The sequence below is a fragment of the Rhizobium sp. KNZ2-6A genome (assembly GCF_056755475.1).
This window is the reverse complement of the sequence record NZ_JBNDIC010000001.1, coordinates 261,606-277,044: the sequence shown is the minus strand read 5'-3', so window position 1 is coordinate 277,044 and position 15,439 is coordinate 261,606. Positions and strand designations below refer to the sequence as shown.

12 protein-coding genes are annotated in these 15,439 nt (G+C 61.2%); 9 read left to right on the top strand and 3 right to left on the bottom strand.

All coding sequences use genetic code 11. The features are described from left to right. The first annotated feature begins 326 nt into the window (after nucleotides 1–326). From ACPYOP_RS01340 to ACPYOP_RS01330, 3 genes are all read left to right on the top strand, one after another. Entirely contained in the window at nucleotides 327–1,109 is a 783-nt protein-coding gene (locus tag ACPYOP_RS01340; protein WP_481408582.1) for a cyclase family protein, read from the top strand. 72 nt (nucleotides 1,110–1,181) lie between these two features. Beyond that, nucleotides 1,182–2,771 carry a phytoene desaturase family protein gene (locus ACPYOP_RS01335; RefSeq protein ID WP_481408581.1) on the top strand — a complete coding sequence of 530 codons (1,590 nt, stop codon included), beginning with the start codon at nucleotides 1,182–1,184 and terminating at the stop codon, nucleotides 2,769–2,771. Between the two features lie 24 nt (nucleotides 2,772–2,795). Beyond that, nucleotides 2,796–3,302 carry a MarR family winged helix-turn-helix transcriptional regulator gene (locus tag ACPYOP_RS01330; RefSeq protein ID WP_481408580.1) on the top strand — a complete coding sequence of 169 codons (507 nt, stop codon included), beginning with the start codon at nucleotides 2,796–2,798 and terminating at the stop codon, nucleotides 3,300–3,302. Between the two features lie 279 nt (nucleotides 3,303–3,581). Here ACPYOP_RS01330 and ACPYOP_RS01325 read toward each other — a convergent pair whose 3' ends face one another. Continuing rightward, nucleotides 3,582–5,141 carry an indolepyruvate oxidoreductase subunit beta family protein gene (locus ACPYOP_RS01325; protein ID WP_481408579.1) on the bottom strand — a complete coding sequence of 520 codons (1,560 nt, stop codon included), beginning with the start codon at nucleotides 5,139–5,141 and terminating at the stop codon, nucleotides 3,582–3,584. A 9-nt stretch (nucleotides 5,142–5,150) separates the two neighbouring features. After that, the gene (locus ACPYOP_RS01320; RefSeq protein ID WP_481408578.1) at nucleotides 5,151–7,304 is read right to left on the bottom strand and encodes a thiamine pyrophosphate-dependent enzyme; all 2,154 of its coding nucleotides are present in this window, start codon (nucleotides 7,302–7,304) and stop codon (nucleotides 5,151–5,153) included. A 377-nt stretch (nucleotides 7,305–7,681) separates the two neighbouring features. On the opposite strand from ACPYOP_RS01320, the gene ACPYOP_RS01315 reads away from it, so the two are divergent. From ACPYOP_RS01315 to ACPYOP_RS01290, 6 genes are all read left to right on the top strand, one after another. After that, entirely contained in the window at nucleotides 7,682–9,217 is a 1,536-nt protein-coding gene (locus tag ACPYOP_RS01315) for an ABC transporter substrate-binding protein (protein ID WP_481408577.1), read from the top strand. Between the two features lie 227 nt (nucleotides 9,218–9,444). After that, entirely contained in the window at nucleotides 9,445–10,452 is a 1,008-nt protein-coding gene (locus tag ACPYOP_RS01310; protein WP_481408576.1) for an ABC transporter permease, read from the top strand. Next, nucleotides 10,445–11,338: an ABC transporter permease gene (locus tag ACPYOP_RS01305; RefSeq protein WP_481408575.1), complete on the top strand. Its 894-nt coding sequence runs from the start codon at nucleotides 10,445–10,447 to the stop codon at nucleotides 11,336–11,338. Before ACPYOP_RS01310 ends, ACPYOP_RS01305 begins: the two co-directional genes overlap by 8 nt. Further along, a complete protein-coding gene (locus ACPYOP_RS01300) occupies nucleotides 11,335–12,207 on the top strand; it encodes an ABC transporter ATP-binding protein (RefSeq protein WP_481408574.1) in 873 nt (290 codons plus the stop codon). The genes ACPYOP_RS01305 and ACPYOP_RS01300 overlap by 4 nt, the downstream gene beginning before the upstream one ends. Continuing rightward, nucleotides 12,204–13,058 carry an ATP-binding cassette domain-containing protein gene (locus ACPYOP_RS01295; protein WP_481408573.1) on the top strand — a complete coding sequence of 285 codons (855 nt, stop codon included), beginning with the start codon at nucleotides 12,204–12,206 and terminating at the stop codon, nucleotides 13,056–13,058. Before ACPYOP_RS01300 ends, ACPYOP_RS01295 begins: the two co-directional genes overlap by 4 nt. An 84-nt stretch (nucleotides 13,059–13,142) precedes the next feature. After that, nucleotides 13,143–13,706: a VOC family protein gene (locus ACPYOP_RS01290; RefSeq protein ID WP_481408572.1), complete on the top strand. Its 564-nt coding sequence runs from the start codon at nucleotides 13,143–13,145 to the stop codon at nucleotides 13,704–13,706. Nucleotides 13,707–13,731: 25 nt separating this feature from the next. Here the strand turns inward: ACPYOP_RS01290 and ACPYOP_RS01285 are convergent, their stop codons facing one another. Continuing rightward, on the bottom strand, nucleotides 13,732–15,354 hold the full coding sequence (locus tag ACPYOP_RS01285) for an AMP-binding protein (protein ID WP_481408571.1): 1,623 nt from the start codon (nucleotides 15,352–15,354) through the stop codon (nucleotides 13,732–13,734). Between the last annotated feature and the right edge of the window lie 85 nt (nucleotides 15,355–15,439).

Here is a 15,439-nt window from a genome sequence, read left to right as displayed (position 1 = left end):
GTCGGCGCGAACCGCAAGGTACCGACACAATCATAGGTCGCTAAGTTGTAAATCATTCCCGAGATTAGCGTTGTATTTCAGTAATTTACCAATCCGGCCCAGCCTCGAATTGAAACCCAATTTTGGCCTCCGGAAGCGGGCTGGAATGCTTGCAATATCATATATTGTGACATAGGCTCCCTCCATTCCGCCGCCACGCGGACCCGGTGCCAGGAGGAAAGGCACCCCGCGCCAGGCGATACCGACTTCACGCCTGATCCCGAACAAAAGACCTGCAAAAGGGCTCTGCGCATGGGATCACGCGACAACAAGGGGAACTAGAAAAAATGACTGCTACCACACTCGCCAGTCTCGCCTCGGCCCTGCTTTCGGGCTCCGTCAAGGTCGTCGATCTCACCGCGCCGCTCGGACCGGATACCCCGGTGCTCTACCTGCCGCCGCAGTTTGGCAAGAACACGCCCAAGGTCAAGGTCCACACGATCTCCGAATACAACGAGGACGGCCCCTTCTGGGCCTGGAATTGGCTTGAACTCGGCGAGCATACCGGCACGCATTTCGATGCGCCGTGCCACTGGGTCACCGGCAAGGACAATCCGAACAACACGACCGACACCATCCCACCGCAGAATTTCGTAGCGCCGGCCAATGTCATTGACCGCTCCAAGGAAGCTGCAGCCGATCCCGACTATCTGCTGACGGTCGACAGCATCAAGGAATGGGAAGCTGAGAACGGCGCAATCGAAGCCGGCACCTGGGTGCTGCTGCGCACCGACTGGTACAAGCGCAACGGCTCGACCGAGACCTTCCTGAATGCCGATGAAAACGGCCCCCACTCTCCCGGCCCGACGGCCGAGGCCATCGAATATCTGCTGAGCAAGGGGGTCATCGGCTGGGGTTCGGAAACGATCGGCACCGATGCAGGCTCCGCCGGCGGCATGAACCCGCCCTTCCCGGCGCATAACCTCATGCACAAGGCCAATCGCTATGGCCTCGCCAGCCTCTCGAACCTCGATCAGCTTCCGGCCAAGGGCGCCGTGCTGATTGCCGCTCCGCTGAAGTTCGTCAAGGGCACCGGTTCGCCGGTTCGTGCACTGGCATTGATTGCATGATAGGCTGGAGAGGTTGGCGTCCGGGGCGGACTTCAGCCTTTCCGTTCATCTTGCCTATGAGGGGCAGCGGCAATGGGCGATCATGATTACATCATCGTCGGCAGCGGCATCAACGCGCTCGTCGCAGCCGCAATGCTCGGCAAAAAAGGCCACAAGGTGCTCGTCCTCGAGCGCAACGACCGCATCGGCGGTTGCCTGCGCACCGAGGAGATCACCGAGACCGGCTTCATCCACGACGTCATGGCAACGACCATGGTGCTGTTCCTCACCTCGCCGGCCTATGGCGCCATCGGCAAGGATCTGGAGGCGCGGGGCCTGGAATTTGCCCATGCCGAGTTTCCCACAGGCATCCTGCGACCCGATGGTTCGCATGTGATCTTTTCCAAGAACAGGCAGCGAAATATCGCCACCTTCGACGAACTGTCGCTCGGTGACGGGCAGACCTTCTCCCGCGAGATGGAGGCCCTTGCCGCCGATGCGCCATTCCTGTTTTCCCTGCTAGGCGGCGCGCTGTGGTCGGGTTCGACCCTGAAGGCCGTTGCCGGGCAAGGCTGGAACCGTGGCCTGCGCAAGCTTGCCGCCTGGTTCGGCGAAGCCTTGACGCCGGCGCGCGGCTACCTCGAAACCACCTATCGGTCGGAAGACATTCACGCGCTCTGGGCACCCTGGGTGCTGCATTGCGGCCTCGGGCCGGAAAGTGCCTACTCCGCCGAGATGCTGAAGGTCATCGCCTTTGCGCTGGAGCTGGGCGGCGCGCCGATCGTCAAGGGCGGCGCCGAGAAACTGCTGGCCGCCTTCGAACGACTGATTGCCGATAATGGCGGCGAAATCCGTGTCAGGGCCGATGTCGAGGCCGTCGTTCCCGGCCCCAATCGCCGCGCCGGCGGCGTGCGGCTTGCAAGCGGCGAGATATTAAGGGCGAAAGCCGGGGTGATCTGCTCCGTGACCCCCAACCAGCTCTACGAGCGGCTGATGGCGGATTGGCCGGATCCGCTGCCGGCCGAGATAAAATCGAGCGTTGCCAGCTATCGCTACGGCAAGGGCGATATGCAGATCCATTACGCACTTTCCGAACCGCCGCGCTGGAAGGCCGATGCCGAGCTCGGCAAGGTGGCGCTGCTACATCTGACCCCCAGCCTCGACGGCGTCTCGCGCGCCGCCAACGAATGCGAGCGCGGGCTATTGCCTGCGGAGCCCACCGTCTGCGTCGGTCAGCCGGTGGCGCTCGATCCCAGCCGCGCGCCGGAAGGCAAATCGATCCTCTGGCTGCAGCTTCCCGAAGCGCCGCGCCGCATCAAGGGCGATGCCGCCGGCGAGATCGCGACGCCGGAAGATGGCCGCTGGACGGAAGAGGTGCGCGAGCGCTATGCCGACCGCGTCGAAGCCCTGCTTGCGAGCCACATCGAAAACTTCTCAAGCATAAAACTCGCACGCCGCGCCTACTCTCCGGGTGATCTGGAAGCGATGAACATGAACCTCGTTGGGGGCGACCCTTATGGTGGCTATTGCGGCCTCGACCAGCTTTTCATCTGGCGTCCCTTCAAGTCATCTGTTAACCACCGCACCCACATATCAGGCCTCTACCACATCGGCGCTTCGGCCCATCCCGGTGCAGGCCTTGGTGGAGGCTCCGGCTTCCTGCTCGCATCATCGCTGAAGTAACACGTTTCCCAGGGAGGATCGTCGATGGAGGAACGGTTTTCAGGCACCGTTTTGAGGCGCAAGCAGGATGAGAACGCAAAGCGCCCGACCATGGGCGAAATCGGCCTCAATCACTTCGCACCCTATCTGATGAACCGGCTGATGGCGCGCTGGAACGCCAATCTGTCCGAAGAGCTTCGTGAATACGACATGACGACCGTCAAGATGCGCGCGCTTGCTGTTCTCAGCGTATCCTCGAGTGTCACGATCAACGAACTCTCTGTCTTCGCCGTGACCGAGCAATCGACGATGAGCCGCACCCTGGATTCACTCGAACAGCAGGGCTACATTCGCCGCCAGCCCCGCGCCGAAGACATGCGCATCCGCGACGTCTCCATCACCGAGGAAGGCCGCGTCGCCTTCGAAAAGGTCTGGCCGACCATGTACGACCTGTTCCTCCAGATGTTCGACGGCGTTGACGAGGCGGAATACCGCACCTTCATCTCGACCCTGCACAAGGTGCTGCACAATATCAGGAAGCATGAGATCTGAGGCAGTGCTTATCCCGCCCCCAGCGGGCGGGAAAGCAAATTCTTACATTTAGCCGCAAGGCTAAGTGTAAGAATTTGCAAGGGCGGGGTTAGGCAGGGACGCATGAATTCCCGGAACAAAGACGGGCAAGAAGCGGACCCCCGCTCTGGCAATTTCAATGACTTAGCAATTGCGATGAGCTTTTGAATGAGTGGCCGCGTCTGTGTCGCAATTGCTAAGCCAGTGAAATTGCTTTCTCGCCCGCCAGGGGCGAGATAAGGCTCCGCGCTCGCCACAGCTTCACAGCGTCTCCACAGTCTTCAGAGCGCCATCGAGCGCCGTGCCCTTCTCGTCCAGCAATGCCGCCTGCCGCAGCCGCCGCATCCAGGCGGCACCGTCTTCTCGATCGCGCAACAGCGGCAAGGCGGACATGACACGATCGAACTTGGAAAGCCCGCGCGCATGCGTATCGGAATAGCCCTTGACGAGCCGGCGGTTGCCGAGCACCTCGACGGCGAGATCGTAATTGGCGGCCAGCAGATTGGATGCCGTTGCAAGCCAGGCCTCGCGATGCTCGACCTCGCGGGCATGCCGCAAGGTGCCGCGACGGATACGGCGTAGCGTCGAGACCATGTAGAGGCTGAGGAACCAGAAAAGCGTGCCGGTCTGCACCCGCCGGCCCTTGTTGACGAAACGGTCGAGCCGGGAAAACAAGCGCGGCCGGCTTTCGATCCAGAGACCCATCGCCTTCGGCATCGTGCCGCAGACCTCGTCCATGCGCGGATGCATATATTCGGTCATGTAGACGATCTGATCGTCCTTGGCGCCGACCTCCTTGCGCACGCGCTCGAAGCGGGAGCCGCGCACCTTCAGGTCGGCGACGCGGATGACATCGTCGTAGGCCATGGCAACGGCAACATATTTGCCTGATTGAACGGTGAAGGCGAAATCCTTGGTCGCGCCGCCGGCCTTGCGGTCGAGCGCATGGAGTGCCGCGACACGGTTCAGATATTCATCGGCATAGGCCGGATCCTGATAGTCCGTCAGCTTCTTGACGCCAGCGAACAGAAAGGGCCAGGCGACTTCGGGAAATTCCGAGCGGATGCGATTGACCAGCCGGTCCAGGGCAGGATGGCCGGCCGTCTCAGGCAGGGCATCGAAATGCTTCGGCGGCGTTGCGGAAACCGCATCGCGCGGCTTCTCCTTGACCCTGTCGAAAGCGGCATTGAAGGCCTTCAGGCTAGGCTCGATGCCCTTGCCGCCGGCGCGAATCATCGCCTCGAAGGCCTGCTTACCGAAGGGAAGCGCGCCGGAGCCGGCCAACGCACCGAACATGGAGGCCGAAATCACGCTGCCATTCCTGACGGCCATCATTTCCATGTCGAAAGCGATGGTGCGCTTGGCGGCGAAATCCGTGGCATCAACAACCACTTCGGCATTGCCGATACCGTCGCCCGGCTTCTCCTTCTCGGCAACCGCAAAGGAACGATGCGTCGAGGCAATCAACAGCGTCTTGTCCGGCGTGACGAGACCGCGCAGCACCGAGCGGCCAGCCTCCATCAACTCGGCCGCCATGACGACATCGACATCGCCCGGCGTCGGCATCAGCGAAAAGATCGGCTCGTGCCCGTCGCGGGCCGGCAGCATCTCGATATAATAGATCGTCGCGCCCGTTCGCTGCGCCACGCCGGGCACCGACGTCGTCTGCGCCATCCATCCCTCAGCCTCGGCAAGGCCGACAATCCAGTCGGCCAAAACACCGCCGCCCTGCCCGCCCATGGCGAGGATGGCAAGCGACAGAGGCTTGTCCGTCGAGAGACGGCTTGCACTGAGATCACTCATGCTCACATGCTCGTTCATATCGCCCTCTCAATCCGAAAAGACGATGCGGCCGGCGCGGCGGCGCGCCTGCAGCCAGCCGATGATGCGGGAACGCATGCGGGCGACGAAGCGATCCCAGCCTGTCGGATTATGAATGATGTCGGCACGATAGAAGGAGGGACAGAGCACCGCTGCCTCGGAGACCTCGCCGCAATTGCCGCAGCCGACGCAATTATTGTCGATTGCCGCCACCGGATCATCCTTCAGCGGATCATCGGTATGCTTGACCGACAGCGAGGGACAGCCGGAAAGGCGGATACAGGCGTGATCGCCGGTGCAGACATCTTCGTCCACGCCGAAGCGCTCCTTGACCATGCGCTTGCCGTCCTTCACGGCCTTGGTGAATTGCGGCTTCACGCGGCGCTGCTTGTTGAGCATGCACTCCGAGGAGGCGACGATGATCTTCGGTCCCGGCTCCTTCGAGGTCAGAGCCTCGCGCAGCGTATCGCGCATCTTGGCGACATCATAGGTCCGGTCGATCTGGCGCACCCAGGTCGCGCCGATGCCCTTGACGGCATTGACGATCGAATTGTTGGTCTTGCGGCGCGGATTGAGCGCGCGCGAGGACGGTATGTCCTGCCCGCCGGTCGCCGCCGAATAATAGTTGTCGACGACGAGGATGACGCCATCCTGCTTGTTGAAGACGGCATTGCCGACGGAGGTCGCAAGCCCGTTGTGCCAGAATCCGCCGTCGCCCATGACCGAGATCACGCGCTTGTCGGCCGCGACATTGAAGGCCGAGGCGGCGGCCGGCCCAAGCCCGTAGCCCATGGTCGTGCTGCCGATATTGAAGGGCGGCAGGATCGAGAAGAGATGGCAGCCGATATCGCCTGATATGTGATGCTGGCCGAGCTCGTCCTCCACCATCTTCATGGCAGCAAAGATCGGCCGCTCGGGACAGCCGATGCAAAAGCCCGGCGGGCGCGGCGGCACGACTTCAGCGAGCGCCTTGATCTTCGGATCGTTGAGGACAGGCGTCGGATCCGGCAGCGGCGGCTGATTGCCGAGCAGTACGCGCTGATGGATTTCCAGGAAGTTCTTGATGCCCTTCATCAGCACCGGCGCGGTATATTCGCCGCCCATCGGCAGCACATCCTTGCCCGCAACCTTGGTCTGGATATCACGGCGGCGCAGGATGGTATTGAGGGATTGCTCGATATATTCCGGCGCCCCCTCCTCCACCATCAGCACCGCTTTCTTGTTGGCGCAGAACTCAGCGATCTGGTCATCAACAAGCGGATAGGCGACGTTAAGGACATAAAGCGGCACGGCGGAATTGCCGTAGACATCGGCAAGGCCGAGCTGCTGCAGCGCGCGCATGACGCCGTTGTAAGCGCCGCCGAGCAGGATGATGCCGACATCGCCTTCCGAGGGGCCGAAATACTCGTTGAGCTGACGCTTCCTAATGAAATCGACTGCAGCCGGCCATCGCTTCTCCAGCTTCTCCTTCTCGTGCATGAAGGAAGCTGGCGGCAGCACGATGCGGTTGACGTCGCGAACCGGATTTTCAAGCGCCTGCTTCAGCGTATAGGCCGGCCGCTTGTTGTCTTTGGTCACGAACTGGCCGTGCACATGACAGCTGCGGATGCCGACCTGCAGCATAACAGGCGTGTTCGAAACTTCCGAAAGCTCGAACCCCTCCTCGACCGCCTGCACGATCGACGGCAGGTTCGGGCGCGGATTGAGCAGCCACATCTGCGATTTCATCGCATAGGCGTGGCTACGCTCCTGCATGATGGAGGAGCCCTCGCCGTAATCCTCGCCGATGATGATGAGCGCGCCGCCCGTCACCCCGCCCGAAGACAGGTTGGAAAGCGCGTCGGACGCGACATTGGTGCCCGCCGTCGATTTCCAGGTAACGGCGCCGCGCACTGGATACATGACGGAGGCGGAGAGCATGGCCGCCGCGGCCGCTTCCGAGGCCGACGTCTCGAAGTGGACGCCCAGATCCTGCATCACGTCCTTGGCGTCGGCCAACACGTCCATGAGATGGGAGATCGGCGAGCCCTGATAGCCGCCGACATAGGAAACACCGGACTGCAGAAGTGCCTTGGTGATCGCGAGGATACCCTCGCCGCGGAAGATGTCACCTTCCCCGAGCTTCAGATCCTCGACCTCGCGCGCAAACGATCGCTCGGCCATGACGTTACCCCTTTGCCCTTGTGGGCTTGTTTTAAATCATTTGCAAAATCATATTTTGAACTTCCTTGAACTGTCAACGAACAATTATGCGATTTCGCCGCCGCAATTTGCGATATCGGCTGCACGACCATATTGCATGACCGTGAGACATCGCTGGCTACAGTATAGGCTCAGCAGCTATATATATGCATAAGCATAGATTTTTTGCGAACCTGCAAAGCCGGTCGAGGAATGGAGGCCGGATTTCGCGAGACGGTCATAGAAAGCACTTGCCGCTCCAAAATATGTATTTTAAGATTAAAACATTCCGACAATAAATCGCCAGCGGCAGTTGGGCGTCATGCTTTTCTGCCGCTTAACAGGGGAACGGAGTGACCATGACGACACTTACTCGGCGCGAGGCATTGAGCCTCGGCGCAGCCGCATTCATGACTGGGATTCTAGCCGGCAGAACGCCCGTGGACGCAGCGGAAGCCGGCACGCTGACCATCGCCTTCAACGTCAACCTGCCATCCTTCGATCCGACGACCGGCCCGTCCGCCGTCAACCCGACGATCCAGGCGATCTATCGCTCGATCTTCGACCAGTTCATCGGCCAGGGACCGGATCTGAAATTCCAGCCGGGTCTGCTGACCGCCTGGGGCTGGAATGACGACAAGACCAAGGTCTGGATGGACGTCCGCGAGGGCGTCACCTGGCATGATGGCTCCAAATTCACGCCCGATGACGTCGTCTGGTCGCTGGAGCGCGCCGCCAAGCAGGACACGGGCAATCCGATCCAGTTCATCTGGTCGACCGCCAATAATTACAAGGTGGAAGGCAATCGCATCACCGGCGATGTCGTCCGCTTCGAGCCGACTTTCTTCAAATGGATGGCCTTCCTCACCGGCTACGTCCTGCCGAAGGATTATTACACCAAGGTAGGCGCACAAGGCTTCGAAAAGAAGCCGATCGGCACTGGGCCCTATATGGTCGATGCTTATGAAGGCAACTCCTATCTGCGCCTGAAGGCAAACCCGAACTACTTCGGCGGCAAGCCCGCCTTCGACACCGTCATCTTCAAGTTCGTGCCGGATACGACGAGCCGCGTGGCCGAAATCGAGTCCGGTTCATCCGACGTGACGCTGGAAATACCCTATGAGGATTTCGATCGGCTGAAGAAGAAATCGGGCCTTGCCGGTGTCGCAACCCCGATCTCCGACATCGGCATGATCTTCATCAGCAATGTCGACCCGATGCTCGACAAGAATGTTCGGCTTGCCGCCAACATGGCGATCGACAAGGAAGCGATCATCAAGCGGCTTCTGCGCGGCTACGGCAAGCCGCTCTCGACGCTGGAAGCGCCGGAATACGACGCCTACGATCCTTCCATCAAAATCCCCTATGATCCTGAGCAGGCCAAGAAACTCTTGGCAGCCAGCGGCTATTCGCCGGAAAAGCCGGTGAAATTCAGCATCAAGACGACCCGAGGCTTCAAGCCGAAGGACTACGAGATGATCCAGGCGATCGTCGGCATGTGGCGCAAGGTCGGCATCCAGGCTGAAATCGAAGTCTACGAAATCGCCAAGCACTACGAGCTGCGCGCCGCCCATCAGCTCGGCCCGGCCGCCTTCTACAATTGGGGCAACGCTATCGGCGACCCGACGACCTCCACAGGCTTTGCCATGTTCGGCCCTTCGCCACACTCGGCCTGGAAGACCAAGGATGTCGACGACATGCTGGGGCCGCTATGGGTGGAAAAGGACGAGGCAAAGCGCATTACCGGCTGGAAGGCGGCGATCAAGTACATCGCCGAACAGGGCTATGTGATCCCGCTGCTGCAATATGCCCAGCCGATCGTCTACAAATCGAGCCTGAAGGTCACGCCGAACGTCTCCGGCGCCCTGCAGCCGACACTGGTGTCGAAGGGTTGATGCGTCGAGCTCTAAGCGTGTAGCCTTGCCCCTCACCCTAACCCTCTCCCCGCATGCGGGGAGAGGGGACGACCTCTGTCTCTCGCCTAAGACGGTGCGCGGAAAGAAGGCTGCGGGTGCTTCTGTCTCCTTCTCCCCTTCAAAACGGGGAGAAGCTGGCCGACAGGCCGGATGAGGGGCCCGCACGCTTCATTTGCAGCAGCAGATGCGATCGGAATTCATAACGAATGATAGCAGTCTCCATTCTCAACCGGCTGATCATGGCCACGATCACCCTCTTCGGCGTGGCAGTGATCGTCTTCATCCTGTTGCGCGTCGTGCCGGGCGATCCGATCGCGATGATGATCTCGCCGGGCGCGAGTCCGGCCGACATCGCCGCGCTCCGCGCTCATTACGGGCTCGATGCGAGCCTGACCACGCAATTCTGGCTGTGGTTGAAATCGGTTCTGACGGGTGACTTCGGCACTTCTATCTCCCTGAAGCGCGATGTACTCTCCCTGCTCGGCGAGCGCCTCCCCGCAACGCTGGAACTTGCCTTCGCTGCATTAGTGCTGGCCGTTCTTCTCGGCGGCGCGGTCGCGATCGTCGGTACGCTCGCCCGCCGCACGATTTTCGAGCCTGTGATCGATAGCCTCACCGGCCTTTTTCTCGCGGTTCCGGATTTCGTCTGGGCGCTGGCGCTGGTTCTCGTCCTCGGCGTCCTCTTTCCGCTCTTTCCGCTCTCCGGCCGCATCGATCCGAGCGTCGACGCACGATTCGCCACGCCTTTCTATCTCCTCGAAAGCCTGCTGACGCTTCGCTTCGGCATCTTCGCCGACATCTGCGCGCATATGGTCATGCCGGTCCTGGCGCTCGGCCTGCCGCTGGCCGCCATCATCGCCCGCGTACTCAAAGCCGCACTCTCCGAGGCCATGGTGCAGGACTATATTCTGCTCGCCAAACTCAAGGGCATGTCCGAGCTGCGGCTGGTGCTGCAGGAGGCACTGCGCAATGCCGTCGGCCCGACCATCGCGCTGACCGGCGTACAATTCACCTTCCTGATCGGCGGCACCGTCATCGTCGAGCGCATCTTCGCCTATCCTGGCATCGGCAACATGGCGATCGATGCGGTCATCAATCGCGACCTGCCGCTAATCCAAGGGCTCGTGCTGGTCTTCGGCGCCCTCTTCATTCTCGTCAATCTGGCGGTCGATCTCCTGGTCGCGGCCTTCAATCCGAGGCTCGCCCATGGCTGACGTCACCTCGCCCGCCATACCGCGACCACCATCGAGAATGGCGAAACGCATCCGGGCGCTGCTCTCCGAGCCGAAGGTGATCTTCGGCGGCGGCTTCATTGTCATTCTTCTCATCCTCGCGATCTTCGCGCCCTATATCGCGCCGAAGGACCCGCTGGAGCAGGATCTCATGTCCGGCACCCTGCCGCCGGCGTGGATCGACGGTTCAGATCCGGGTTTCCTGCTGGGTACGGACGATCTCGGCCGCGACGTGCTGTCACGCGCCATCTTCGGCACGCGCATCGCTCTGACAGTCGCCTTCATCGCTGCAGGTCTTGCAGCATTCATAGGCACATTGCTCGGCCTTCTCGCCGGCTGGTACGGCGGCTGGATCGACAAGGTGATCTCCCGTCTCGTGGATATCTGGATGGCCTTCCCGCCGGTGCTGCTGTCGATCCTGCTCGTCGCCGTCTTCGGCTCCGGCATGCATTCGGTGATCGCGGCCATCGTCATCATCGACTGGACACGCTTCTGCCGCGTCGTGCGCTCGGAAACGCAGGCACAGGCGCGGATGGATTATGTGACCGCAGCCCATACGATCGGCTTTTCGCGAGCCAGAATCCTCTTCAGCGAAATCCTGCCAAACGTGACGCCGGTGCTGATCGCCCTTGTCAGCCTGGAAATGGGCATCGCCGTCATTGTCGAAGCCATCCTGTCTTTCGTCGGATTGTCTGTTGCATCCGATACGCCGACCTGGGGCGGCATGATCGCCGAGGGACGGCAGATGATCTATCAGGGCTGGTGGGTGCTGGTCGTGCCGCTGATCGCGCTGTTCGCGACGGTGCTTGCCTTCAATCAACTCGGCGACGGCCTGCGCCGCGCCCTCGATCCGGTGATGCGCCGATGACATCTCCACTCCTCTCCATTGCCGGCCTCAGCGCCATATCCGACCGCGACGGCGGCGCACCGATCCTGCGCAATGTTTCCCTGACGCTCACGCGCGGCGAAGTACGCGGGCTCGTCGGCGAAAGCGGCGCCGGAAAATCCACCATCGCCAAGGCCTTGCTCGGCATCTTGCCGCGCAGCGTCCGCATTACAAGTGGATCGATCCTGTTCGAGAACCGCAACCTCCTTACCCTTTCAGCCAGGGAATTGCGCGGCATCATGGGCAGCGATATCTCGCTGATCCCGCAGGACCCGCAGACGGCGCTCAATCCCGGCCGGCGCATCGAGGCGCAACTGACCGACGGCCTGCGGTTGAAGCGGGGCATGTCGTCGGGCGATGCCCACCGTCGCGCGCTGAAACTGCTGGACGAAGTGCATATCCGCGATCCCGAACGTGTGTTGCGCGCCTATCCCCATGAATTGTCAGGCGGCATGCGCCAACGCATATTGATTGCCGCCGCCTTCGCCCTGGAACCGAAACTGGTCGTCGCCGACGAGCCGACCACGGCGCTCGATGTCACCGTGCAGAAGCAGATCCTGCGGCTGATCCGTGGCCTGCAGGAAGCGCATGGCACCGCCGTCATCTTCGTCACGCACGATCTCGGCGTCGTCGCGCAGATCTGCGACAGTGTGACCCTGCTCTACGCCGGCAAGGTTATTGAAGAGGGTCGCACGAGTGACGTGCTTGCGCATCCCCAGCACATCTACACGAAATCACTTGTCGCCGCCGGCCCGCGCTACGACCGTCCGGATGCCGGGCTGACGCCGGTTCCGCAAGCCGTCTTCGAGCAGTTGCGCCGCGAAATCGGCATTCCGGAGGGCGGCCGATGAGCGGTTCCGATCATCTCCTGTTGGCCAGGGGCATCGAAGTCACCTATGGCGCCAAGCCGCATCTTTTCGGCCCGCCGGGCCATGGCATCAAGGTGCTGCACGGAGTCGATATCGACATCCGCCGTGGCGAGACCGTCGGTATCGTCGGCGAAAGCGGTTCAGGCAAGACGACGCTCGGTCGCGCCCTGCTACGGCTGGTCGATGTGACTACCGGCAGCATCCATTTCGACGGCAGGGACATCACCCGCCTGCCAGATGCTGACATGCGCCCGTTCCGCCGCCGCATGCAAATGATCTTCCAGGATCCGATGGCCTCACTCAATCCGCGCCATACGATCCGCCGCATCCTCGTCGAGCCGTTGCTACTGCATCGGCTGGCTTCCGACCGGAAGGAAGCCGAACGCCGCGTCGCTGAAATCCTGGAACGCGTGACGCTGCCGCAGGCCTGCCTCGATCGCAATCCGCACGAGCTTTCCGGCGGCCAGCGCCAACGCATCGGCATCGCGCGGGCAGCCCTGCTGAAACCGGATTTCGTACTTGCCGACGAGATCGTCTCCGGTCTCGATGTGTCGACGCAGGCGCAGGTGCTTAATCTCTTGAAGGAGCTTTCGCGCGACCTCGGCCTGTCCATGGCCTTCATCAGCCACGATCTCTCCATCATCCGCGCCGTCTGCGACCGCGTCTACGTCCTGCGTCACGGCCGCGTCGAGGAAGAAGGCGGATGCGAGCGCGTCTTCACCGCACCCGCTTCCGCCTATACCCGCATGCTGCTCGACGCTATCCCCCTGCCGGAAGTCGACCCGCACTGGCTCGGTCGCGAAAGCCTGGTGGAAGAAGCGTCGGAAGCTTGAATAGCCGCCCGAAGGAGGCGCAAAGCTGTCACTGAAACCGCAGCGGGAATGCAAAAGTATCGGCCTACCGAAAGGGAAATCGCCATGAAATACCCTATGTCAGCAGAGAAAAAAGCCGGCGGGCTGCCCGGACTTCGTGGCCATGACCATACGGGACTCACGGTGCCGGATATGAAGCAGGCGGTCGATTTCTTTCAGAACGTGCTCGGCTGTGAGGTCATAATGTCGTTCGGCCCTTTTGCCGATGACGAGGGCACGTTCATGACGGATTTGCTCGGTGTCCACCCAAAGGCTCAGGTAAAGCAAATAACGCAAATACGCTGCGGTTTCGGATCGAACATAGAGCTCTTCGAATACTCGGCCCCGGACCAGCAAGATCTGAAACAGAAGAACAGCGATATCGGCGCATTTCATATCTCGCTCTACGTCGATGATATCGACGCGGCAAAGGCCTATCTGGACAGCAACAACATCGAGACACGGCTGGGACCCTTCTCGGTCCAGGATGGCCCGGCCGCCGGCCAATCGATCCTGTATTTTCAGGCACCATGGGGCCTGCAATTCGAGGCCATCAGCTATCCCAAGGGTATGGCTTATGAAAAAGATACCGGAGCCGTGTTGTGGGATCCGAAGAATCCGGGCAGGTGATCGATGCCAGGAAAGCGCCGCCTATTCAAGCCGCCGGCGTCTTCAGGCGGAAGCGCTGTATTTTACCCGATTCCGTCTTCGGCAAGGCTTCGACGAAGACGATGGAGCGCGGATATTTATAAGGCGCGATCACCGCCTTCACGTGCTCCTGTAGCTTCCTGACCTGCAGATCCGATGCGACGACGCCTGCCGTCAGCACCACATGCGCCTGAACGATATGACCCCGCTCCTCGTCCGGCTTGCCGATGACGGCGCATTCCAGCACATCGGCATGCGAAAGAAGTGCTGCCTCGACTTCCGGCCCGGCAATATTGTAGCCGGCCGAAAGAATGATGTCGTCGGAACGGGCGGCAAAGTGGAAATAGCCTTCGTCGTCCTGAATGAAGCTGTCGCCGGTCACATTCCAGCCATCCCGTACATAATCGGCCTGCCTGGAATCGGCGAGATAGCGGCAGCCGATCGGCCCGCGAACGACGAGCTTGCCGATCATGCCGCGCGGAACTTCGTTCATCTCATCGTCGACGACACGGGCTTCATAGCCCGTCAGCGGCTTGCCCGTGCAGTTCGGCCGCGCGTCGGAAAGACGGTTGGAGATGAAGATGTGCAGCAACTCGGTCGAGCCGATGCCGTCGAGGATCGGCTTGCCGGTCTTGTGCGTCCACTCCTCGAAGATCGGCCCCGGCAGCGTCTCGCCGGCCGAAACGGCGATGCGAAGTGAAGACAGATCCGCCCCCTCTTCCATTGCCGCCAGCATGGCGCGATAGGCCGTCGGTGCGGTGAAGCTGATCGTCGCGCCATATTCCTGGATGATCTCGACCATGTTCTTCGGCGAGGCGTTTTCGAGCAGCGCCGTCGATGCGCCGAAGCGCAAGGGGAAGATGACGAGACCGCCAAGCCCGAAGGTAAAAGCGATCGGCGGCGAGCCGATGAAGACGTCATCGGGCGTCACCTGCAGCACTTCCTTGGCATAGGCGTCGGCGATGATCAGGATATCCCGATGGAAATGCATCGTCGCCTTCGGCACACCCGTCGATCCCGATGTGAAACCGAGCAGCGCCACATCATCCCGCCCGGTCTTCAGGGGCTCGAAACGAACGGGTTTGTTGAGCGCGATGCGGTCGAGCTCGGCATCGTGATTGGCAGTGCCATCGAAGCCGATCACCTGCTTGAGGAAATGGCTGCCCTTGGCCGCCGAGACAAGCTCCTCCAGCAGCCGCGTATCGCAAAGCGCCAGCGAGATTTCCGCCTTGTCGATGACCTTGGAAAGCTCGCCTGCTCGCAACATCGGCATAGTATTGACCGCGACGGCACCGACCTTCGTCACCGCCAGCCAGCAGGCGATCATGGCGGGGTTGTTGCCGGAGCGGATGAGAACGCGATTGCCGGACTTGACGCCGAAATTCTCGACGAGCGCATGCGCAATACGATTGGTCCAGTCCGCCAGTTCCTTATAGGTGCGGCGGCGGCCGTTGCCGATCAGGGCGACATTGTCGCCGAAGCCTTTCTCGACCATGCGGTCGCTGAGTTCGAAGCCGGCATTCAGCCATTCCGGATAGTCGAAACCATCCATCCGCAGCTCGGGCCATTCCTCGAAAGGCGGTAGATTGTCTCGCGTGAATGTATCGGTATGACCAGTCGGTCCCAGCATTGCCTTGCTCCCGCATTCCTATCGATCAAATCGCCACGACAGCCGTTTCCCTGCGGCACATGGAGCGTTGTCAAAAAAGATCGCA

What these genes read in the sequence shown, in the direction of transcription:
- ACPYOP_RS01340 (WP_481408582.1), top strand. Translation starts at nt 327, where the DNA reads ATGACTGCTACCACACTCGCCAGTCTCGCCTCGGCCCTGCTTTCGGGC.
- ACPYOP_RS01330 (WP_481408580.1), top strand. Translation starts at nt 2,796, where the DNA reads ATGGAGGAACGGTTTTCAGGCACCGTTTTGAGGCGCAAGCAGGATGAG.
- ACPYOP_RS01325 (WP_481408579.1), bottom strand. Translation starts at nt 5,141, where the DNA reads ATGAACGAGCATGTGAGCATGAGTGATCTCAGTGCAAGCCGTCTCTCG.
- ACPYOP_RS01285 (WP_481408571.1), bottom strand. Translation starts at nt 15,354, where the DNA reads ATGCTGGGACCGACTGGTCATACCGATACATTCACGCGAGACAATCTA.
- ACPYOP_RS01310 (WP_481408576.1), top strand. Translation starts at nt 9,445, where the DNA reads ATGATAGCAGTCTCCATTCTCAACCGGCTGATCATGGCCACGATCACC.
- ACPYOP_RS01290 (WP_481408572.1), top strand. Translation starts at nt 13,143, where the DNA reads ATGAAATACCCTATGTCAGCAGAGAAAAAAGCCGGCGGGCTGCCCGGA.
- ACPYOP_RS01305 (WP_481408575.1), top strand. Translation starts at nt 10,445, where the DNA reads ATGGCTGACGTCACCTCGCCCGCCATACCGCGACCACCATCGAGAATG.
- ACPYOP_RS01300 (WP_481408574.1), top strand. Translation starts at nt 11,335, where the DNA reads ATGACATCTCCACTCCTCTCCATTGCCGGCCTCAGCGCCATATCCGAC.
- ACPYOP_RS01335 (WP_481408581.1), top strand. Translation starts at nt 1,182, where the DNA reads ATGGGCGATCATGATTACATCATCGTCGGCAGCGGCATCAACGCGCTC.
- ACPYOP_RS01295 (WP_481408573.1), top strand. Translation starts at nt 12,204, where the DNA reads ATGAGCGGTTCCGATCATCTCCTGTTGGCCAGGGGCATCGAAGTCACC.
- ACPYOP_RS01320 (WP_481408578.1), bottom strand. Translation starts at nt 7,304, where the DNA reads ATGGCCGAGCGATCGTTTGCGCGCGAGGTCGAGGATCTGAAGCTCGGG.
- ACPYOP_RS01315 (WP_481408577.1), top strand. Translation starts at nt 7,682, where the DNA reads ATGACGACACTTACTCGGCGCGAGGCATTGAGCCTCGGCGCAGCCGCA.